Source organism: Lacticaseibacillus songhuajiangensis (assembly GCF_003946025.1).
In the GTDB taxonomy this organism is placed as follows: Bacteria; Bacillota; Bacilli; order Lactobacillales; family Lactobacillaceae; genus Lacticaseibacillus; species Lacticaseibacillus songhuajiangensis.
Map to the genome: position 1 here is coordinate 18,200 of NZ_RHNR01000015.1, position 21,375 is coordinate 39,574.

Genomic DNA, 21,375 nt, shown 5'->3' on the forward strand with positions numbered 1-21,375 from the left:
GATGAGCGACCGGAGTAAGGGAAGAGTACAAGAACTGTTAGCCCAGACGCGCTCGCTCTGGGCTATTTGTGAACGCTTTGACGAGGTGAACTTTGAGCTCAACGCACTGATTCCGCTTGCCCAGCAGCCCGCTGAACATACCCGTGTGCAGGCAGACAAGCGCCGCATTGGCATTTTCTTGCAGTTGCTCTGTCGACGCCGCGCCGCGCTACTCAATCACGTTCGTTTGACTATTTCCCGGCACCACGTTCTGACGGATTCTGCCGTCAAGACGCGTTGCCTGCAGTCGTGCGATGAATTAATTGCCAGTCACGTTTCGGGGTTGAGTGTCGATGTGGACGCGCCACTGGCGGCCATGAGCAAGGAGTTTGCGGGCATTTTGCACAACAGTCTGCCGGCCAAAATGCGTGAACTGGTCATGGTGCTCGAATTGAACATTACTGCCAGTCCCCTGTACCGGCCGCGTCTGGCGCACCGTGGTTCAGCGGCTGAGGTGTTTGCAAATCGGGAGTTGCTCTGCATCCTGATGGAATTTGACGCGTACCCGCATGATTTTCCGGGCGTCACCCCCGCGGCCTTTGTACGTTTCCTGAGTTATCATTATGCGCACGTGCTGCTGGATGACGTACGTATCATGGACGTGCGCACGAGCTTGCCCCAAGCTGCGCCAAGCGGCATCGCGGGTAATGCCTACTTGCTCGAGACGGGTGGGCAAACGCAAGTCATCATCAACTTCCGAGGTGCCGAGCGTAGCGGCCAAAATGGCGAGTGGCAAGAAACTGCCCGCGACTGGGATTATATGTTGCGGTCGGTGCTCCTCGGGAAGCAGAACCAGAACGATCAATTGCGTTATGCGTTGCAGTTTGTTGAACTGGTGCAAGCCGCCGCGCCATCTGCGCCAATCTACGCCTTGGGTCATTCACTGGGCGGCCAACTGGTGCAGGCCGTGCAGTTGCTCCGGCATCCGTTTGTTGGTGGCTTTACCGTGAACTCCGTGCCGCTGCAAGTGCGACAGCTCGAATTAGCGGCGCCCAAGCGCTTTACAGCCGGCCAGTGGCGGGTGCTCGCTAAACTCGCCGACCACAAGAATCGCGGCGCACTGGATCTGGAGGACGTCATGCAGCAGTGGGGTGAACCGGCGTCGCAGATTGTTGACCGCTCATTTGCCAGTGACTTCACTGAGCTGTTCAATTTTGCACCGGGCACCGTGGTGTTCGCCCGGCGCGAGCGCTACACCTTGCGTGATTGGCACTACCCATTCAACGGCCACTTGGGCAATTTTCTGAGTGGGCGGGAACTGCAACTGCTAATGCTCATCGTGGATAAGGCGCTGCAGCGGCTCGAACGCGCCAATTCGGCGGGCCAGTTGCTCAGCCAGCTCACTTCCTATCTATCTGGCTTGCTGATTTCGCTATTGCGTAGTAGTAATCAGCAGGAGGTCGCCCGCTTTATTAACCACGTCTTTGCCTATCTGTACGCCACGGGGCTGTTTGCCCAGCCGCCGCGGCCAATTCAGATTGAAACCAATAGCAAAAAGAAGGCCAGTTGGCGCAGTATTTTGTTCAACTTGCACCGGCAGCGGGAGTTCCTCAGTAGTCTCAATTCCCCGCTGATGGATACGATGATCAACATGCACATCGTCAATGGCGCCAAGTTCATCATCACGGATGAAGCGCTCGGTTGGCCGGTGACGCGTGTCAGTGCAGCGGCGAAGCTACAATTGCCGCTACCGATGCACCTGCTCGCGGCGGGGGATTAGCTTTGCCACTTGCAAGCGCATTTGGCCTATCGTAGAATTAAGCGTGTTGTGCGCCAGTAGCTCACCTGGATAGAGCAACAGTTTCCTAAACTGTAGGTAGCGAGTTCGAGTCTCGCCTGGCGCATTGTCACTGCAACAAAAGAGGACCGTAACGATTTTTCGTTACGGTCCTCTTTTTATCCATTGCGGATGGTCTGCATTTCCGCACTCACGGCCGCGTAGTAAGTAGCACCAAACTTATCCAGATGCACCATCAAATAGTACAACCGGTAAAAGTGCAGTCGCCGCTGCCAGCCGGAATCCAGTGGCAGCGCCTCCTGATAGGCACTATAAAAATCAGCTCCGAAGCCGCCGAACACGGTGGTGATGCCAATGTCGAATTCGCGGTCACCATACAGGGCAGCAGGGTCAATCAACGCGGGGGCACCGTCCGCCGTGAACAGGTAGTTGCCGGACCACAGATCACCATGCAGGAGCACGGGGATGCTGCGGTGTTCAGAGAGTTCACGACTGATGATGCTGCGCACTGCTTGATAAGCGGCCATGTCGGTTGCTTGCCAAAGATTTTTGGCCACAATGTGTTTGGCCAGTTTGTCGAGGCGTTGTTCGATGAACAATTGCGCCCAACTATCCGTCCAGTCATTGGCAAAACTGACGCTGGTGCCGGCGTAGGGTTGCGTAAAGCCGAAGCGCTGTCCGCGGTGGCTGTGCAACTTGGCGACTAGACGGCCTAGGTCGGCCTGATTGCCGCTACCATTCGTCAAATAGCTCAAGAGCAGGTACGCGTCGCCCTGGATTTGGCCGCTGGCGATGACCCGTGGAGCCAAAACCTGTGCGTCCGCAAAGGCGCGCAGACCGGCAATCTCACCAGCGTAAAAGCTGGCGGGTTGTTGCGCTTGGACGAGCAGAAAATAATCCTGACTGTCTGCTTGCAAGTGGTAAGCCGCGTTCACGTCGCCACCACCAACGGGCGCAGCTAGCGTGATCCCGGCGAGTGGTAATTTAGCGAGCCATTCCTTTGTTAACATGTGCATCCCTCCCGCCACCAGCATAAGGCCGGCGACCAGCAGATGCTAGTAGCAAAAGGTGACTTTAGGCGCCGTGCACCGCTGCGGACAATGTTGCGGCCAGTTCGGTGAGCTTCTGACTTGTCGTCGCGTCTTGCTTGGCAATCAGCTGCACGGTAGTGGTGTCGATGCTGACACCATCGGCACTGGCTGCCAGTGTTGCGGCTTGCGTAGCATCTGCGCTGCCGAGACCCACAATGCTGCGAACGCCAGCTTGCTTGAGGCTTGTTGTCAGAGCGCTGAGATCAACACCAGTGGGGTCACCCTGCAAGAGGGCGAATTCCGCGGGTGCTGCCAACGCTGCAATGCGTGCGGGCTCGCTGTTTAGCGGCACGGTTGCGATGATACTGATGCCATACTTGTCGGCGCTGGGGCGAATTTCGCCTTGCTCTTCCAGCGGCAAGTCGGGAATGATTAAGGCGGCTACGTTCAATTCACTGCAGCGGGCGCAAAAAGCATCGTAGCCAAACTTAAAGGGGATGTTGGCGTAGGTGACCAAGATGAAGGGTACGTCCGTGAATTTGCGTGCAGCAGCCACGATGTCAAAGACACCGGCGACGCTGATACCCGCGGCAAAGGCGCGCAGGTCACCAGCCTGAATGTCTGGGCCGTCAGCGACGGGGTCAGAGAAGGGGATACCCAGTTCAATGGCGTCGGCGCCGCCAGTAGTGAGTGCCTGGATGTTGCTGACAGTGGTCTCAATATCTGGATCGCCGGCAATCAGGTAAGGGATGAAGGCCTTGGGTGTGAACGCTGCGCTTAATTTAGTTGTTGTCATGATTTTCCTCCTAATCTTCGTTCAGTTCGATGCCGCGGTACTTGGCGATGGACGCCACGTCCTTGTCACCACGTCCGTACAGTGTGCAGATGATGATCTTGTCACGACTCAGCGTTGGTGCGAGCTTCTTCACCTCAGCGACGGCGTGGCAGCTTTCAATGGCAGCGATGATGCCTTCTTCTTTGGCAATGTATTCGAAGGCGTCAACGGCCTCATCATCGGTGATGGCGACGTACTGCGCGCGGCCAGAGTCCATCAGGGCAACGTGTTCAGGGCCAATGCCAGGGTAGTCCAGGCCAGCGGAGATGGAGTACACGGCGTCGATTTGGCCATCCTTATTTTGCAGGAAGCGGGATTTCATGCCGTGGAAAATGCCGGTGCTACCGAGCTTCATGGTGGCGGCGGTCATGGCAGTGTCGACGCCCTTGCCGGCCGCTTCGGCACCAATCAACTGCACGGAGTCATTGCCAATGTAATCAGCAAAACTGCCGATGGCGTTACTCCCGCCACCAAGGCAGGCAACGACGTAATCTGGCAGGCGGCCGGCAACGGTCTGAATTTGCTGCTTGGATTCTTTACTAATCACGCTCTGGAAGTCGTGCACCATCGCGGGGTAAGGGTGCGGACCAACGGCGGAACCGATAACGTAGAAGGTGTCATCGCTGCGCTGGGCGTAGTTCTGGAGGGCGGCGTTCACGGCGTCTTTAAGCACCATGGAGCCGCTAGTGACTGCATGCACTTTGGCACCGAGCAGTTCCATGCGGTAGACGTTCAGCCGCTGGCGGTCGGTATCCTTTTTGCCCATGAAGACCTCACATTCCATGCCGAAGAGGGCGGCAATCGTGGCGGTGGCCACGCCGTGCTGACCGGCACCAGTTTCGGCAATCAGCCGGGTTTTGCCCATGCGCTTGGCGATGAGCGCCTGACCGATGACGTTGTTAATTTTGTGAGCACCGGTGTGGTTGAGGTCTTCACGCTTTAGGTAAATCTGGGCGCCACCGAGGTCTTCAGTCATGTTCTTGGCATAGTAGAGCAGCGATGGCCGGCCGGCGTATTCACGCAGTAGGGTGTGAAATTCGTTCAGGAACTCGGGGTCGTCCTTGTACTTGGCATAGGCGTCCGCGACGCGCTGGATTTCGGGGGCCAGCACTTCGGGCAGGTACTGGCCGCCGTATTCCATGTAGCGGCCGTTGTTCATTGAAGTTTCTGGATCGTAAGACGGATTTGTGTTTGTCATCATAAAATCTCCTTGTGATTGTGAGTCAATGTTAACGAGTTATTTGTTGATGCTGACACCACGCCAACCTGGATCGGCCGCCGCCGCGTTATGGACGACGCCTTTAATCTTTGGGTTACGCAGGTAGGCGGTAGACAGTTGGTAGAGCGGCAGGACACCTTGGTCCTGCATGATAATTTGTTCGGCCTTGACCATGGCGTTCCAGCGAGTGTTGGTGTCCGCGGTGGTGTCGGCAATTTGCATCTGTTTATCGGATGCGGCGTTGTTGTAACCGCCAATGTTATAAGGATTGCTGCTGGTGAAAATATCGAGGAAGGATGCTGGATCGGCGTAATCAGGACTCCAGCCGGCGACGATGACGTCGAAGGTGCCGCTTTGCATGTCCTTGATTCGTGTCGGCTTGGGCACCTTTTTGATGGTGACGTCTAGACCTTTCAGGTCGCTGGTCCATGCGCCCTGCAGGTACTGCACGATGGTGTCATGGGTGTCATCGTCATCCATAGTGAGTGTCAGGGCGAGTTTCTTGAGTCCCACTTCCTGGAGGCCTTTTTGCCACAGCGCTTTGGCGAGCTGCTTGTCGTAAGCGACCCCATTATTGCGCGGATTCTGAACGTAAGCCGCGTCGGCAAAATCCGTACCGGACTTGCTGGCCATGCCGCTGGTCACTAAACCTTTGGCCATGATTGAGCCATCATCGAGGGTTTTCTGCACGAATTCCTTGCGGTTGAGCGTCAGCGACAAAGCTTTGCGAATGTTAACGTTGTTAAGTGCTTTCTTGACGCTTGCGCCGCCGGTTGGCGTTTTCTGGTTGAATTGAACGTAGACGTTGGTGCCGCTGGGGACGTTGACGAAGCCCTTGTTGCGCTTTTCGTTAGCGACCTGGCTGCCGGTGAGTGTCGTCTGATCGAGCTGTCCGGATTCGTACATGTTCAATCCGGTCTCAGCAGTTTTCAAAACGTGGTAGGTTACCGCCGTGAGTTTGGTCTGCTTGTGGTTCCAGTACTGCGGATTCTTAACCAAAGTCCAGGAATCACTAGTGCCATGCCACTTCTTGACGACGAAGGGACCGTTGCTGGCAACATAGCGCGCGTCCGTCCCGTACTTACTGCCGTACTTGCTGACAGTCGCCTTTTGCAGGGGTCCAAAAGCGGGTTCGGCGACTTCCTGCATGAATGCGGTAAGCGGGTGGTCGAGGTGCACGACTAGTTTGTACTTGCCGACCGCTTGGACGCCTAGTTTGCTGGTAGCTAGCTTGCCGCTACTAATCTGGTCGGCCCCAGTGATGCCGGAGAAGCGGTAGGCATTCTCGGATTTGGTCTGCGGGTTGACCGCGCGCCGCCAAGCATAAACGAAGTCGCGGGCGGTGACGGCCTTGCCGTTGTTCCACTTAGCGTTGCGGCGGAGCGTGAAGCTGTACTGCTTGCCGTCGGCGCTAACCTGCCAACTTTTAGCAACTCCCGGCGTGACCTGGTTGTGCTTGCCAATCACCACCAATCCTTCCTGAGTGTTCTTGAGCACTTCATCGCCAGTGGTCTCCACCACGTGGTCGGGATCCAGCGTCTGTAGTTCGGCGCTGATGGCGACGTTGATATGACTGGATGGCTTGCTTTGCTGCTGGCCACAGGCGGCGAGCAAAAGTACCGCTACGCTGATGCTGCCGAGTGTGCCGATGGTTTTAACTGTGTTGCGGGTTCCCAATAACATGCTGAAACTTCTCCTTCATGTGCGAGTGACTGCGATTAGTGCTGCGGTGGTGCACCGCGGATGCCCGCTTGTGCTGCTGTTTGCAAAATACGACCTCTTTTCCGTTCAAGCAAAAAAATCCGCCCTTAATCTGCGTCAAAAAGACTCAGATTAAGGACGGATTTTCCGCGGTGCCACCTTAATTCGACCACAGTTGCGTAAAATAAAGCCCGCAACGGATGCATTCCGCTGCGGGCTCGACGTTAAGCGACTGGACACGTCGCAGAAGCAATTGCCTGCAACGGTCCCTGTAGTCACACTTAGCGAAGAGCCAACACTCTCCCGGCAACTGACGTATGCCAACACGTACCCGGTGACTTGCAAATGCTTTTGCCGGATCCCTCGGTGGTCCATTTGCCTGTCTGCGTTCGGCTGCCATTCTCATCACCGGCAACTCTCTGTACGTGCACAACAGGTTTGATCTCCACCTCATCGGTTTGCTTGAACTTGTTTAATTGACCAGAGCATAGCGCGCTGATTAACCGCTGTCAACATGTATTCATAAAAAATTCGCGCGTCTAGCATCAGCGCTAGACGCAAAAAGTGGCCATTAAACGGGTGCCATCAGGGGTTCGCGGTGCTCACAAATGTATGCAAATATTTCCAAATAACAGTTTGAAATTGAGAATAAAGGGGCCAAAATAACGAGTTAAAATGCCCTTTAGAATTTGTCCTGCGAATAAAAAAGCCCCCAGAATTCTGCATTCAGGGGACTCATTTAGCAAGCTAATGTCAAAAAATGTTATTGCTTAGGCCCAATCACCATTGCGGAAGATTGGCACCAGCTGACCGTCTTGGGTAATGCCGTCAATATCCATTTGTGCTGAGCCCATCATGAAGTCCACGTGGGTGTCCGCATCGTTCAAACCGACGCGTTCACGTTCTTCAGGACTCATTTCAACGCCACCTTCAACGCAGAATGGGTAAGCTTCACCAAAGGCCATGTGGTCAGAAGCGTTCTCGTCAAAGAGCGTGTTGAAGAAGATGATGCCGGATTGCGAAATTGGGGATGGGTCTGGCACCAGAGAGACTTCACCAAGGGACTTGGCGCCGCGAATGGTGAACAACTGCTTAAGCACTTCTTCGCCGCGGTCAGCCTTGTAGTTGATCACCTCACCATTCTTGAAGGTAAAATGCATGCCTTCGAGGACGTTGCCCGAGTATGAAAGCGGCTTGGTGGAGCTGACCGTCCCGTCAATGCGGTGGTGGTCAGGAACCGTAAAGACTTCTTCCGTCGGCATGTTCGGAATGAAGAACTCGCCTTTAGGGTTCCGCGAGCCTGCGGCCGTCCAGATGTGATGCTTAGGCAGGCCGACGGTGAGGTCAGTGCCGGGCGCACTGTAGTGAATGGCGTCGAACTGCTGATCGTTGAGCCAAGCGGCCTTTTCGTTCAGCGTGGCGACGTGTTTCTGCCAGGCAGCCTCAGGGTCGTCGGCGTAAACACGGGTCGTCGTGAAAATTTCGTCCCACAGTTTGGCCAGCGCGTCCGTAGCGGACAAGTCAGGAAAGACCTTCTGTGCCCACTTGGGACTGGCTGCACCGATGATGGTCCAGCTAATCTGGTTGGTAGTGATAGCGTCACTCAGGCGCGCGTAGGCTTTCTGGAAGCCGGCCGTGTACTTGGCAACCCGGCCGGGGTCAACACTGGCGAGGTTATCGGGATCGGCACTGATGACGGTGATGCGCTTAGCGTTGTTGTCTACCCAGTAGTCGAACATGCCCTTGATGTAAGGGGGAACGTTTTCGAGGCGGTCGTCTGCCATGTGGGTGAGGTTTAGACGGGAGAGGGTGTCGTCTTGCCACTGGATGAGTACTTCAGCGGCGCCGGCCTTGTAAGCACTAGCGACGATGAGGCGGGCAAGGGGTGCCTGGTCTACCGCAACCTGAACGTAAACGGTGTCGCCGGGCTGAACGTTAGCCCCGGTTTGGACTGTCAAATCTGCATATTTTTTGAGATTCATTGCGAAATCTGTAGTGGCCATTGAGAATAACCTCGCTTTCTATTTTAAGAACATTCTAGCATAGAAGTGTTGGTCGCGTTTTAAGGGAAGCTTAGTAAATAGGGCTAAACTTTTACGTCAAGGGTATTGTTATTCTTAGCAGGTTTGTTAAAATACAATTAATAACAAGTAGCTTTCCGGGGGGATACGCTGCTGTCAAAGATATAGGGGGACCCAAAAATGGCACGACACAAAACAATTACGCGCGAGCAGATTCTCGAATCTGCATATGCGCTCGTAGTTTCACAAGGATTTAAGAAGTTTACGGCCCGTAACATCGCCGCAGAAATCGGCTGCTCAACCCAGCCTATCTACCTAGAATTCAGTAACATGGCCGAATTACGTGAGGCCGTGATGGACAAGATTAAGCGCGAACTGACTGAGAAGTTTGATAAGGTTTACACAAACGATCCTGTCATTGACTTGGCGCTCACGTACATCGACTTCGCACTTGAGAACCACAACCTGTACCAGGCCGTTTTCGTGGAAGACCACTTCGGTGTTGACGACATGCGTACCTTTGCTATCGACGCTGCGCTCAAGCGTTTGGACCAGTACGAATCCGTGCAGAACCTGTCTGACACCCAGAAGGGCAATGTCATTTCCGGACTGTGGATTGTTGCAACCGGGATTGCGGACCTGATGACTTCTGGCTTCATCACGATGTCCCACTCCCAGATGGTCGAAATCCTGAACGTTGTCATTAAGGAATTGATTGAAAACGACCGTTTGTCTATGCACAGTGGTGAAGATATCATTGCTCAGGTGACCCGGGCATCTCGTCAGGCTTAAAAACTAAACAAACTCTAAATTTTGGGACCGCTTGCGCCGATATTGGTGTAGGCGGTCTCTTTCTGTTTAGGTCTCTGGTATAATGTTAAACGTTAGAGTATTGGAGAGATTACAGATGAAAAAGATTAAAGTAATGACGGTTTTCGGCACGCGCCCGGAAGCCATTAAAATGGCCCCCATCGTGAAGGCCTTGCAAGAACGCAGTGATGAGTTTGAAGGCGTCTGCGTCGTTTCCGCCCAGCACCGGCAGATGCTCGACCAGGTGCTTGAGATTTTCAAAATCACGCCGGATTACGACCTGGACATTATGAAGCAGCGCCAGACCCTGGACCAGATTACCAGCAACGTCATCATGGGGCTCGCTGATGTCATGGATAAGGAAAAACCGGACATTGTGCTCGTTCATGGCGACACCACGACGACTTTTGCAGCTAGTGTCAGTGCCTTCTACCACCAAACCCAGATTGGGCACGTGGAAGCGGGACTGCGGACCTGGAACAAGTACAGTCCATATCCTGAAGAAATGAACCGCCAGTTGACTGACGTGCTCGCGGACATGTACTTTGCACCAACCACGCAGAGCCGGGCGAACTTGCTGCAGGAGAACCACGCGGCTGACCACATTTACGTGACTGGGAATACCGCGATTGATGCGCTGAAACAAACCGTTGACAGTGACTACCACCATGATGTCCTGGACCTGATTGATCAGGATAAGCGCATGATTCTGGTGACCATGCACCGCCGCGAAAACCAGGGCGAACCAATGCGCCGCGTGTTCAAGGCGATGCTGGACGTTGTGCAGACGCATGATGATGTTGAAATCATCTACCCTGTGCACCTGAACCCGGTTGTGCAGGAAGCTGCACAGTCGATTCTGGGCAACCACCCGCGGATTCACTTAATTGACCCACTGGACGTGGTGGACTTCCATAACCTCGCTGCCCGGAGCTACTTCATCATGACCGATTCTGGTGGTGTGCAAGAAGAAGCACCATCCCTCGGCAAGCCCGTGCTGGTGCTGCGTGATACGACTGAACGTCCAGAAGGTGTTACGGCCGGCACGTTGAAGCTGGTCGGGACAGATCCGGATGCAGTGCGCAGCAACATGATTAGCTTGCTCGACGACGCGGCTGAGTACAAGCGCATGGCGGAAGCAAAGAACCCATACGGCGATGGGGAAGCCTCCCGCCGGATTCTGGACGCCATTGCTTACCATTTTGGTCAGCGGCAGGACAAGCCAGAAGAATTCAAGTAAGTGCAATTAAAGGGACCCCGTGATGTGACGGGGTCCCTTTTTTATTTATAAAATGATTGAATCTAATGTATGGAAATTACTTCGTCTATCCAGCCTTTTTAAGCTGGATACGATGTGAATTGAGAGGATTATTGCGTATTTCAGGTAGAGGCTGTGAGTCTTTATGCCCTATCTTATCTGTATGCACATTAATGCAGTCTCAAAGTTCATTTTTCGGCATGAAGTATGTTTATTTGTTTTTTGAACTTAGACTTGAGTCCTTTTAGTCCTGCCTTTTCTGGTTGGATTTTTTCTGCTTTTGTCTCCGAAGTCGTCGCACCGGACTGGGGATCTTTGTAAGTACGTCCCACCAACTGTTTATTTTTATTAAATCGATAGATAGTTGAAGTGCCTGATTTTGAGGATTGATATTTGTAGTGTGATTTTCCGTCCTTAGATTTTATTTGTACGTGCTTGTCAATCAGTCCGTTCCAACTCAAAGTGGTGGTAATTTTATTTCCCTTTTTCTTCCATGTGCCAATTTCATATTCATAAAACAGCGTGTCCACACGCTTCGGTGTGGTTGAGTAATCGAAACTTCGACCGTGCTCATAACGATAGTATGTGCCGTCGTTGTTAAATGTAGTTTGACTGTAAAAGTCACCATTATCATGGTGTTTAGTAGACTTGATGCTTTCGAAACCATCGTCACTTGCGGTGTTTGCGTAATAACTTGTACCCATTGGACCGCATCCAGCAAGTCCGCCTGCAGTTAAGAGTCCTAGTGTTGTGATAGCAACTTTTTTTTCATAATCTTCTCCAAGCACTTTTTTTGCATTAAAACAGTATAGCCAAAAATTGGACTGCTGTGCAACGTTGTTTCAATTGATTGCTTAGTTTATCTTGAGTAGATTGATTAGCACAAGTGCCGCAACGGTTTGGGTCAACCCGACGCCGATGCCATACAGCGCAAAGCGAACACCTTGTTGCATGAATTTGGCAAAATCAAGCCGCAAGCCAATCGCCGCGAGGGCAATGGTTTCGAACCACGTGCTGATGCCATGGGCACCGGAAGCAAGTGCCGTGGGGAGTGCGACGGTGCTATTCAAGATGCACAGCAAGAGGAAGCCCAGCACGTACCACTGGATGGGCAGGTGCCACCGGGGTCGCGCATCTGAGGTTGCGGTGCGGGCGGTGGTCTTAGTGCCCGCTAGCCGCGTGAAGAGTGCCACCACCACGACGAGCATCATGATACGCATAATTTTGAAAAGCATCGCCATCTGCACGGTCGCTGGGCTGATCAGACTGGCACCCGCAACGACTTGGCCAACGGACTGTAAGGTGCCGCCCAGTAAGGCGCTTTTGGCGAGCAGGTTGTCACCGAAGACGGCGTTGCCGAGGAAGGGGAGCGTTAGCATCATCACGGTTCCGAGCAGGTTAACCAGTGTGATAATTTGCCCCTTTTCCTCGTCATCCGCGCGAATAGCTGGCGCGATGGCCCCGATGGCTGAGGAGCCGCAAACCGCGTTGCCGCCGGCCATCATTAGTGCCATTTTTTGACCAAAACCTAGGCGCCGGCCGAGCAGGTAAGCAACTGCGATGACAGTACTCATCATGGCCAGCACGTAAAGGATGCCTTGCCAGCCAATTTGCCCGATTGTTTGGAAGGTGACGGTGAGTCCGAGCAGTACCACTGAACATTCCAGTAGTTTACTCTCCGCAAACTTGGTCCCGACGCCGAGAGCAGGATTGCGGCAAATAGTGTTGCCGAACACAATCCCCAGAAGGATGGCGAGCGTTGCCGCGCCAACCTGGGGCACGAAAATGGCCAAGCCGCGGGCCATGAGTGTCACTATGAAGGCCGTGAGCAGACCAGGGATAATGGCGCTGTACTTTTGAAGCTGAGTGCGTGTGCTTGTTGTGTCCAAGAAATCAGGACTCCTTTCCGAATGTTTTCAGTATACGGGAGTCTTTTCATTAACGTGATTGATTGCTATGATAACTGCTATCAGAAATATTGATAGCAAAATGAGGAGCGACCCCATGCTTAAAAATTTGGCGACTTTCAAAATGGTTTACGAGACCCGCAGCTTTTCGCAAGCGGCACGACTTTTGTTTATTGCGCAACCAACGGTGTCTGCTCAAATTAAGCAGCTCGAGGCAGAGTTTGGGAGCACACTGTTCATTCGCAACGGGCGGGGGGAACTCGGTATCACGCCTGCTGCGGAACAACTTTACGATGAGGCGGTCAAGTTGCTGGATGATTGGGAGGAACTGCACCGGCGGCTGAATAATGGTGCGGCGGCGCGCATGAGCCTGCGCATCGCCAGTTCGCATACTTTTGCCGCGACGGTGCTACCGCAATTACTGCCGGAGCTAGTTGCGGGCTTTCCGCAGCTGGACGTGCACGTGACAGTCGTGAATTCCCAGGCGGTCGTGACCGGACTTTTAAATCATAGCCTCGATATTGGCTTTATCGAGAAACCATTGGTGGCGTCCAAGCTGCGCCGCCACACTTTGGGCGCAGATCAACTAGTGCTCGTTGAGAATCCGGGCCCATGGCTCGTTCGCGAAGTGGACTCGGGTGTGAATTACTTCACAAAACGGTACTTCGCGGAGCATAACGTTCAGGAACCACAGCTTGAGATTGCTAATAACGCACTGATTGTGGATTTACTGCGGCGAGGCTACGGCCGTGCGATTGTCTCGAGTCGACTGACCGGCGGTTTGGCCCAGCGCGATTTGGGCCCGAATTACCGCCGCCAGTTTTACCAGCTGTTACCTGAAACGAGCGATAAGCCACAACTTGATGGCGCAGGGGCGTTCCTGGCAAAAGCGGCGCAACGGTTGTTGCAGGCGCACACGAACCATGCGCAACAGGGGTGAAGCGCTAAAAAGCCCCCGGCCTTTGTGAATAAAGTCGGAAGCTTCTTAAGTAACGAATTCAGATGGATGGAACCTTATTGAACGGCACTGACGAGGTCCTGCGCGAACTTGTCGAGTTTATCGAAGTCTTCATCGGTTTCAGGGGCGAGGTTGATCTTGAGTAAGTCGGTTGCCCGCTTGGCGCCGGTCTTGGCAAAAGCCTTGTCGAACATGTCGACGGCCACTGCGAAGTCGTCGTAGAAGGTGTCACCACTGCCGCAGACCCCGTAAACTTTGCCGCTCAAGTCGAGTTCTTCGAGGTCCTCGAAGAATCCGTCTGCCTCATCGGGCAGCAGGCCGGGGCCGCCATCGCTGTAGGTGTAAGCGGCGATGATGCAGATATCCGCCTGTTCGAAGTCGCTCGCGACTGCCTGCGTCATTTCGGTGAGGGTGGTGTCAACCCCGAGGTCAATGAGTGTGTCCTCGATGGTCTCGGCCATTTCCTGGGTGTTGCCGGTCATGCTTGCGTAAACAATTTGTGCACTTGCCATTATGTCCTCCTGATGTTTGGGCGCACCTCACGTTTCACGATGTCAGTAATGACGACGCGCCACTTTGCTAGCGTCATTATAGCAGACAAGTGACGCTTGGTTAGAAAAATGACAGATTTTGGCGATTTAGGACGGTGCATCGTGCTAAACATTTTGGCGTAGTGTATAGTTATAGAGGATATTATGGAGGGATTAACTTGATTACAATTAAATCAGAACGTGAAATCGACGGTATGCGGGAATCTGGTGCCATCCTGGCAGGGATGCACCGCGGACTGCGCGACATTATCAAGCCTGGTATTTCCAGCTGGGAAATTGAAGAGTTCGCCCGCAAGTATTACGCCGATCACGACGCGATTGCTGAACAAATTGGCTTTGAAGGCTACCAGTACGCCACCTGTGTCTGTGTCAATGATGAAGTGGCGCACGCCGAACCCCGCAAGGACCTCATTCTCAAAGAAGGGGACCTGGTGAAGGTGGATACCGTCGTGAACAAAGACGGTTACATGAGCGACTCTTGCTGGACTTACGCCGTGGGCGAAGTTAGCGCCGAAGCCAAGAAGCTGATGGACGTGACCAAGAAGGCCCTTTACTTGGGGATTGACCAGGCGGTTGTTGGCAACCGCATTGGCGATATTGGCGCGGCGATTCAAAAGTACACGGAAGAAGAAAATGGTTATGGCGACGTGCGCGACCTGATTGGTCACGGCATTCAGCCGACGATGCATGAAGCGCCTAACGTGCCGAACTACGGTGAGGCGGGCAAGGGTCTGCGCCTCAAGGCGGGGATGACCATTACCATCGAACCGATGATTAACACCGGTACTTGGCGGATTGGGGTCAAGGAAGTGCCTAACGAAGACTGGCAGTACTACGTCAGTCAGGACGGCTCCCTGAGTGCTCAGTACGAACACACGCTGGCCATTACGAACGACGGGCCGAAGATTCTCACGAGTCAAGATCCTGAATTCGACGCGAAATACCTTTAATTCGCACCATTTAAAATGAGGGGAGGCCGCTCCAATGGCGAAGCGGTCCTTACGTTTGCCGATGCGGCATAAACACGTTGAAAAGGAACCAAATATACCAATTTACAAGCGGCACCTGACCGCCCGCGGTCGGTTTCTGGCGACCGTGCGGCTGTTCTTCCGCCGCCTCGGTGAAGCACAGATTGACCAGGCAGCCGCGGCGCTGGCGTATTACGCCATCTTGTCGCTGTTTCCAACGGCCCTGCTGGTCATTAACATTTTGCCCCACTTGGGGCTGCGGTTCACTGGACTCAGCAACGTGCTGAGTCAACTCATTCCGGGCAATGTGTTGGCGACTATTCACCCAGTCCTGCACGATTTAGCTGCCCATCCGAGCACAACCTGGCTGGGAATCGGGGCGGTGCTGACCTTGTGGGCGGCCAGTCTGGGAATTGCGTCACTGAAGAGCGCCTATAACCGCGCCTACAAAATTAAGGCGAACGTCCAGAATTTTGTCCTCGCGCGCGTGGTTTCCATGGTGATGATGGTGATTCTGGTCATTGCCGTGATTGGCACGATGATTGTGTTCGCCTTCGGGCAGCAATTCATTGAGTGGTTGACGGAGCAGTTAACGCTGCCGACCGCCTGGCTGAACGTCTTCATGACGTGGCGCTGGCCGGCGACCGTCAGCATCCTGGTGGTTGCGCTCATCGTGGTGGATTATTATCTGCCCAACGCTCGCATGAAGTTCTGGACCATCACACCAGGGGTCATTTTTACAACGGCCGGCTGGTTGGTACTCTCGCAGGTGTTTTCCTGGTACATGCAGTACTTCGGCAAAACCTTCAACACCTACGGCACACTTGGGGCGTTCATCGTCCTGCTTCTGTGGTTGTTCTTCAGCTCTGCAATCATGATTATCGGCGCCATTTTGAATGCGGTGCTACACGAGTACTTTTACGGTCAGGCGGAGCCAACCCAGGGCAAGTTTTATGATTTCGGGCGGCGGCTCGTCAATATCTTTAAGAATATGAATTAGTGAAATGTTGGGAGAATTACTATGGATGGCAGAAAGCGGTCAGAATTAAAACGGCGCTCAAAGAGCACCCACAAGTGGTTCATCACGCTGTGGAGCATTATCATTTGCACATGGATTGGCCTTGCTGCCAGCTACTTTGTGATCAAACCGAGTTATGGCACCGAGACCCAGTTGCTTTTGCAAAAGGATGCGGCAACTGCACGTGACTTGCTCACAACCCGCGCCGTGCAGCAAACGGCTGCGGATGCAGCGGGTGTCAGTCGTAGTGCGCTTAAGCAGGGTCTGCAGATTGAGCAGCACAAGGGCAGCCGCGTGGTGACGCTCAAACTAAAATTGGCCAAGTCCGGCGCCGCAAAGGCCGCGGAGAATAGCCTGACAGAGCAACTGCGCAAGGAAGCGGGCGTCAAAGTATTGAGTGCGCCAGCGGCCAGCAAACATGCGGACATTCACTTGCTCCGCAATGGCTTAATTAGCGCGGCCGCAGGGCTAGTGCTGGGACTCATCATTTCGTTCTGGCCGCGCCCGAAGTACTTGGTCACGACTGACGAACTGGATGCGCCCAAGCGGCAACGGCGCTAGGCTGAAGCACAGAATGGGAGCGGATGCTCCTATTTTTGCGTGCCCAGGGTAGCATAATGATTGTATTTTGGTAAAAACGCACAACCAGAGTGAAGCGGAATTGACACAAAGGTGTACACTGAAGTTTCGGAAATGGTTAGTGGACCAGTGGAAGGGGTAGTAACACAGGTGGTTACAGCAAAAGCACCCGGAAAATTGTACATCGCCGGCGAATATGCGGTGGTGGAAACGGGTTATCCAGCCATAGTTGTGGCGATGAATCAATTTGTGACCGTAACGGTGGAAAAGGCGGCCGAATACGGCAGCATTTTGTCCAAACAGTACCAGGAGAACTCAATCTACTGGCGCCGCGAAGGCGGTAATCTGGTTTTCGACAACCGGGACAATCCCTTCCATTACATTTTGTCCGCAATTCGGCTGACGGAAGAATACGCCACCCAGTGCGGCAAGGAACTCGGCTTGTACAAGTTGGCGGTGGATTCCGATTTGGATTCCATTGACGGCAAGAAGTACGGCTTGGGCAGTTCCGCCGCGGTGACCGTGGCGACCGTGAAGGCACTCAACGAATTCTACGATTTGCAGATGAGTGCGCCCCAGCTTTACAAGCTGGCGGCGATTGCGCATCTGGAAGTGCAGGGGAATGGCTCACTGGGCGACATTGCGGCCTCTGTTTATGGTGGCTGGATTGCCTACCGGTCCTTTGATAAGGACTGGCTGGCGCTTGCACGCAAGCAGTACAGCCTCAGTGAACTGCTGACAATGGACTGGCCGCGCTTGCAGATTGAGTTGCTGACACCACCAAGCAATTTGCGGCTCCTGGTTGGGTGGACCGGTTCGCCGGCATCGACTTCCCAGTTGGTCGACAAGATTGCCCTGGCTAAAGCGCAGAAGCATGAAGAATACGCTCAGTTTCTGGCGGACAGCGAGCAAACGATTGAAAATCTGATTGCGGGTTTTCGGGCGCAGAGTCTTGAGATCATCCAAAAAGGCATTAATGAGAACCGGCGCTTGTTGGCGCGCCTCGCGGATTTCTCCGGCGTGCAGATTGAAACTAAGCCGCTCAAACGGCTGCGGCAGATTGCCGACAGCTTCGGCGGTGCCGCCAAGTTCTCTGGTGCCGGTGGTGGGGACTGCGGGATTGTGATTATTGATCGCGCCAAGTCCGTCACCCCCCTCTTGCAGCAGTGGCGGCAGGCGGCAATTGAGCCACTGGATTTACGAGTGCACGAGATTGATTAATGAGTGCGAATGAAGCGGTGGGGATGCCGATTAGATGGTATCCCCGCCGCTTTTTCCTTGTACAAATTGTACCGCAGACCTACACTAATCACGGTATGGTTCAGGCGTTGCAGTTGTTTGGAGGCACGAGATGGCTAAACATCAATTGGCAACACTCTTGACCGGCTTATGGTTGGGAGCGGAAGTACTCGTTTTGTTTTGGCAGCAAAAGTTGCTCGGTAACGCGCTGCCGTTGTCAATCAATATGTTCACCGGTAAACCAGAAATGGCGTACGTGTACACGGGTAGCATTCTCTGGCCGACGCTGTTGCTGCTATGCGGCATCACTTTTGTGGGTTGGATGTTGCAACAATTGGCGACAATCGTGGCGACGCGGCCACTTCCGTACGCGGCGGTGTTCGCCACGCTCATCTTCGCCGTGGGTGTGTACTTGCCGATTGTTGGCCTCGGCTTTGAAGCTTTTGCGTTTGGCGCGGTGGGTTTTGGCATTTTGTGGATTCGTGCACTAACTGTACTGCTTATTTTGCTACTTGTCTTGCGCAGCTTGCAGCCCGTGTTTCAGCACTAACTGGTGACGTCATTCTAGTTACGCGCAACAAAAAAATCCGCCATTCATCGCTGATGAACGGCGGATTTTTTGCTAGAGATTATTTCTTTGTCTTCTTGGCAGCCGCTGCGTCTTCGGCAGCCAGCTGCTTGGCGAGGTTTTCGATGTAAGGGCGAAGCTGGTCCTTAACTTCAGGGTGCGTCAAACCGTATTCAATGGTGGTCTGGACGAAGCCGAACTTGTTCCCAACGTCGTAGCGGTCGCCAGTGAATTCGTGGGCGAACACGCGCTGGGTCTTGTTTAGTGTGTCAATGGCATCGGTCAGCTGAATTTCGCCCCCCTTACCAGGCTTCTGCTTGGCCAGAATGTCGAAAATTTCGGGGGTCAGCAGGTAGCGCCCGATGATTGCCAGGTCAGAAGGTGCGTCTTCAACGGCCGGCTTTTCGACGAAGCGGGAAACGTTGAAGAGGCCTGGTTCAACTTCGTTACTTGGGTCGATCACCCCGTATGCGGAGACTTCTTCATGAGGCACGCGCTTAACGGCCAGGATGGAACTGTGGGTCTTTTCGTATTCGTTGATGAGCTGCTTGGTGAGTGGTACCTTGTCGCTCATCAGGTCATCACCGAGCATCACGACAAAAGGTTCGTCGGCGATGAAGGACTTGGCCAAACGCACCGCATCACCCAAACCATTCGGGTATGGCTGGCGGACGAAGAAGAGGTTAACACCGATGTCGGTGGTGGAGTGCACGAGTTCAAGCAGTGCATCCTTGTGCTTTTCCTTCAGATTGGCTTCCAGTTCAGGCGCGGAGTCGAAGTGATCTTCAATCGAGCGCTTCTGTTTACCCTCGACAATCAGAATGTCTTCAATACCGGAAGCTTTAGCCTCCTCAACGATGAACTGAATCGTTGGCTTATCAACGATTGGCAACATTTCCTTTGCCAGCGCCTTGGTGGCTGGCAAAAAACGGGTCCCAAGCCCAGCAGCAGGAATAACAGCCTTGCGTACTTTCATTTTGACGTTCTCCTTAATCATTATTGATACTGTCATTCTACTAGATGCGGGCGGGACTTGGTAGTCACCGCGGCAATCTTCATAAATTCAACAGCGATGCTTACTAATAGTGAGCATAATTGTAAATGGCAAGAATTGTCCCTCATGCTATAATTACATTAATAGTATGCAAAGGACGCAGTGATAATGAAGAAATTTTGGTTAACCGTACTTTCCCTACTGATTTTTGCCGGCGGGGCGTGGGGCATTGTGACGCTCGGGCAGCAGCACCTGGGCAATAGCACTAGCGCCAGTGTTGCCAGTTCCAGCACCAAGAGCAGTGGCGCTGCTAAGACGACTAGCAGTAGTAGCAAAAAGTCGCAGCAGAAGCAGACCATCAAGTACGCCGCGCTGGGTGACGGGATTGCTAGTGGTACCGGCGCAAGCAGCACCCATAACGCCTACCAGTACTTGCTCGCCAGCAACTTGCGTAAGAAGTTGAACGCCAAAGTGACGCTTTCCGGTCAGTGGAATACTGACGGGACGGTTAAGGGGAGCGCGCTACCAGTGCTGAACCACGTGCTGGCTAGCAAGCCTGATCTCATCACGATTCAGTACGGGAATGCGGAACAGAATAGCAGTAACCTGTACGCCGCAACGACGGCAGAATACCAGACGAACCTGACGACGCTCGTGCAGGACATTAAACATCAGGCACCCAAAGCGCACATCATTGTGCTCAGCCCATGGCAGTCTGCCAGTGAAAGTGCCTACGGTGCGGTTGCTAAAAGTGTTGCCAGCAGCAACGGTGCCCAGTACGTTGACCTGAGTTCAGTGTTTAGTAATAGCACGAACGTCGCGGCCAACAGCTATCCCAATGATGCGGGGAACGCGGCCATTGCCCAGTTGCTACTGAACAAAGCCGTGCAGGACTTTTAATGATGCGCTGAGGTAACTAAAAACGCGCGGGGACAGGTAAAATGTCCCCGCGTGTTTTGCGTCTGCCGATTTTTACCAAAGCTTTAGCCATCCGTGGTAGCGGTGCGAACCAATGTTTGCTATTCTTAAATAGAAGAAATGTTTAGTAAAGAGGGTTGGTTATATGCACCGCTTGATAAAAAGGATATTTACTTTACTGCTGCTGTGCACGCTGCTTGCCCTAGCGTATGCCGTTTATTTGCGTGATGTCGTGCCCAATACTTGGCACGCGGCGCTGGATCCAACCGCGTTCGGCCTCATTAGTGCCTGCGCGATTTGGATTGGGGCATGGGTGTTTATCCATCATTTTCGTTATCGCGACCTGTCAATGGAGAAGGTCGACAACATGGACGGTTTCGAATTCGAGCGCTTTTGCGCCTTTGTCCTCAAGAATAATGGCTATCGGCACGTCAGCGTCACTCAGGAGAGTGGCGATCAGGGTGTCGACATTATTGCCAGTAAGAATAAAAAGAAGTATGGCATCCAGTGCAAACGGTATAACGGCTTTGTCGGCAATCACGCCGTTCAAGAAGTCTGGAGTGGCTGTGACTACTACGACTTGGACGAAGCGATTGTCCTCAGCAATAGTGAGTTCTCAGACTCCGCCCAAGAACTGGCCACGGAACTGGGTGTACAGCTGATTAACCGGGATGGTCTGCGCAAACTGATGAAGCATTTGCCGAGCTAATGTTAGTGCAAAATAATGGCGCCGGACTTGAAGCTGCACCCAAAAATCGGTCGTGAGCCGTCGCTAGTGGCAATGCGCACCGCGAATTGGCGGTATTCGGGCTTGTTTAACAGCACCGCTAGTTCCCAGTGACGCAGTGGCTTGCGGCCGGTAGCGGCCGGTTTCAAGGTAATGATGGCATCATTGAGTTCATAAGACCCAATATTCACTAGTTTATCGTCCTCCTGAGACATCAGGGGGGCGTTTTTGCTTAAATCTGCCGTGATGGCAATCATATCAATAACACGCATGCTATACCTCCATAACGATTATAT

General features: G+C 53.4%; 21 protein-coding genes and 1 tRNA gene. 12 read left to right on the forward strand and 10 right to left on the reverse strand.

What is annotated here, in order from left to right; translation table 11 throughout:
- Nucleotide 1: 1 nt before the first annotated feature.
- Complete coding sequence (locus EKM97_RS05305; protein WP_125571266.1) at nucleotides 2-1,759, forward strand: DUF6792 domain-containing protein; 1,758 nt, start codon at nucleotides 2-4, stop codon at nucleotides 1,757-1,759.
- A gap of 50 nt (nucleotides 1,760-1,809) precedes the next feature.
- Nucleotides 1,810-1,883, forward strand: a tRNA-Arg gene (locus EKM97_RS05310).
- 52 nt (nucleotides 1,884-1,935) lie between these two features.
- Here EKM97_RS05310 and EKM97_RS05315 read toward each other — a convergent pair.
- The 5 genes from EKM97_RS05315 to EKM97_RS05335 all read right to left on the reverse strand — a co-directional run bounded on the left by EKM97_RS05315 (nucleotide 1,936) and on the right by EKM97_RS05335 (nucleotide 8,566).
- On the reverse strand, nucleotides 1,936-2,787 hold the full coding sequence (locus EKM97_RS05315; protein WP_125571268.1) for a fructosamine kinase family protein: 852 nt from the start codon (nucleotides 2,785-2,787) through the stop codon (nucleotides 1,936-1,938).
- Nucleotides 2,788-2,851: 64 nt separating this feature from the next.
- Nucleotides 2,852-3,604, reverse strand: coding sequence for a tryptophan synthase subunit alpha (gene trpA, locus EKM97_RS05320; protein WP_125571270.1), 753 nt, complete (start codon nucleotides 3,602-3,604; stop codon nucleotides 2,852-2,854).
- Nucleotides 3,605-3,614: 10 nt separating this feature from the next.
- Complete coding sequence (gene trpB, locus EKM97_RS05325; protein WP_125571315.1) at nucleotides 3,615-4,802, reverse strand: tryptophan synthase subunit beta; 1,188 nt, start codon at nucleotides 4,800-4,802, stop codon at nucleotides 3,615-3,617.
- Between the two features lie 78 nt (nucleotides 4,803-4,880).
- The gene (locus tag EKM97_RS05330) at nucleotides 4,881-6,545 is read right to left on the reverse strand and encodes a peptide ABC transporter substrate-binding protein (RefSeq protein ID WP_125571272.1); all 1,665 of its coding nucleotides are present in this window, start codon (nucleotides 6,543-6,545) and stop codon (nucleotides 4,881-4,883) included.
- 788 nt (nucleotides 6,546-7,333) lie between these two features.
- Nucleotides 7,334-8,566 (reverse strand): aminopeptidase, encoded by a 1,233-nt coding sequence (locus EKM97_RS05335; RefSeq protein WP_125571274.1) that lies wholly within the window; start codon nucleotides 8,564-8,566, stop codon nucleotides 7,334-7,336.
- Between the two features lie 198 nt (nucleotides 8,567-8,764).
- On the opposite strand from EKM97_RS05335, the gene EKM97_RS05340 reads away from it, so the two are divergent.
- Together EKM97_RS05340 and wecB are read left to right on the forward strand one after the other, a co-directional pair.
- Complete coding sequence (locus EKM97_RS05340) at nucleotides 8,765-9,376, forward strand: TetR/AcrR family transcriptional regulator (RefSeq protein ID WP_125571276.1); 612 nt, start codon at nucleotides 8,765-8,767, stop codon at nucleotides 9,374-9,376.
- Nucleotides 9,377-9,491: 115 nt separating this feature from the next.
- Nucleotides 9,492-10,634, forward strand: a complete 1,143-nt coding sequence (gene wecB, locus EKM97_RS05345; protein ID WP_125571278.1) for a non-hydrolyzing UDP-N-acetylglucosamine 2-epimerase — start codon at nucleotides 9,492-9,494, stop codon at nucleotides 10,632-10,634.
- A gap of 206 nt (nucleotides 10,635-10,840) precedes the next feature.
- Here wecB and EKM97_RS05350 read toward each other — a convergent pair whose 3' ends face one another.
- Complete coding sequence (locus EKM97_RS05350; RefSeq protein WP_125571280.1) at nucleotides 10,841-11,440, reverse strand: hypothetical protein; 600 nt, start codon at nucleotides 11,438-11,440, stop codon at nucleotides 10,841-10,843.
- 66 nt (nucleotides 11,441-11,506) lie between these two features.
- Nucleotides 11,507-12,541, reverse strand: coding sequence for a YeiH family protein (locus EKM97_RS05355; protein WP_225419217.1), 1,035 nt, complete (start codon nucleotides 12,539-12,541; stop codon nucleotides 11,507-11,509).
- Nucleotides 12,542-12,656: 115 nt separating this feature from the next.
- Here EKM97_RS05355 and EKM97_RS05360 point away from each other — a divergent pair, with 115 nt between their 5' ends.
- Nucleotides 12,657-13,499 (forward strand): LysR family transcriptional regulator, encoded by an 843-nt coding sequence (locus tag EKM97_RS05360; protein WP_164507445.1) that lies wholly within the window; start codon nucleotides 12,657-12,659, stop codon nucleotides 13,497-13,499.
- A 74-nt stretch (nucleotides 13,500-13,573) separates the two neighbouring features.
- On the opposite strand, the gene EKM97_RS05365 is transcribed toward EKM97_RS05360, so the two are convergent.
- On the reverse strand, nucleotides 13,574-14,029 hold the full coding sequence (locus EKM97_RS05365) for a flavodoxin (protein ID WP_125571284.1): 456 nt from the start codon (nucleotides 14,027-14,029) through the stop codon (nucleotides 13,574-13,576).
- Between the two features lie 197 nt (nucleotides 14,030-14,226).
- Between EKM97_RS05365 and map the strand changes: the two genes are divergently transcribed.
- The 5 genes from map (at nucleotide 14,227) to EKM97_RS05390 (ending at nucleotide 18,422) form a co-directional block, all read left to right on the forward strand.
- Entirely contained in the window at nucleotides 14,227-15,018 is a 792-nt protein-coding gene (gene map, locus EKM97_RS05370) for a type I methionyl aminopeptidase (RefSeq protein WP_125571286.1), read from the forward strand.
- 34 nt (nucleotides 15,019-15,052) lie between these two features.
- Nucleotides 15,053-16,036, forward strand: coding sequence for a YihY/virulence factor BrkB family protein (locus tag EKM97_RS05375; RefSeq protein ID WP_125571288.1), 984 nt, complete (start codon nucleotides 15,053-15,055; stop codon nucleotides 16,034-16,036).
- A gap of 21 nt (nucleotides 16,037-16,057) precedes the next feature.
- Entirely contained in the window at nucleotides 16,058-16,615 is a 558-nt protein-coding gene (locus tag EKM97_RS05380) for a YveK family protein (protein WP_125571290.1), read from the forward strand.
- A 168-nt stretch (nucleotides 16,616-16,783) separates the two neighbouring features.
- A complete protein-coding gene (locus EKM97_RS05385; RefSeq protein ID WP_125571291.1) occupies nucleotides 16,784-17,854 on the forward strand; it encodes a phosphomevalonate kinase in 1,071 nt (356 codons plus the stop codon).
- A gap of 130 nt (nucleotides 17,855-17,984) precedes the next feature.
- Entirely contained in the window at nucleotides 17,985-18,422 is a 438-nt protein-coding gene (locus EKM97_RS05390) for a hypothetical protein (RefSeq protein WP_125571293.1), read from the forward strand.
- 79 nt (nucleotides 18,423-18,501) lie between these two features.
- On the opposite strand, the gene galU is transcribed toward EKM97_RS05390, so the two are convergent.
- Complete coding sequence (gene galU, locus EKM97_RS05395) at nucleotides 18,502-19,416, reverse strand: UTP--glucose-1-phosphate uridylyltransferase GalU (RefSeq protein WP_125571295.1); 915 nt, start codon at nucleotides 19,414-19,416, stop codon at nucleotides 18,502-18,504.
- Nucleotides 19,417-19,602: 186 nt separating this feature from the next.
- Here galU and EKM97_RS05400 point away from each other — a divergent pair, with 186 nt between their 5' ends.
- Nucleotides 19,603-20,334 (forward strand): SGNH/GDSL hydrolase family protein, encoded by a 732-nt coding sequence (locus EKM97_RS05400; protein ID WP_125571297.1) that lies wholly within the window; start codon nucleotides 19,603-19,605, stop codon nucleotides 20,332-20,334.
- A 163-nt stretch (nucleotides 20,335-20,497) separates the two neighbouring features.
- A complete protein-coding gene (locus tag EKM97_RS05405; protein WP_125571299.1) occupies nucleotides 20,498-21,061 on the forward strand; it encodes a restriction endonuclease in 564 nt (187 codons plus the stop codon).
- Between the two features lie 2 nt (nucleotides 21,062-21,063).
- Here the strand turns inward: EKM97_RS05405 and EKM97_RS05410 are convergent, their stop codons facing one another.
- Nucleotides 21,064-21,351, reverse strand: a complete 288-nt coding sequence (locus tag EKM97_RS05410; RefSeq protein WP_125571301.1) for a hypothetical protein — start codon at nucleotides 21,349-21,351, stop codon at nucleotides 21,064-21,066.
- Nucleotides 21,352-21,375 lie beyond the last annotated feature (24 nt).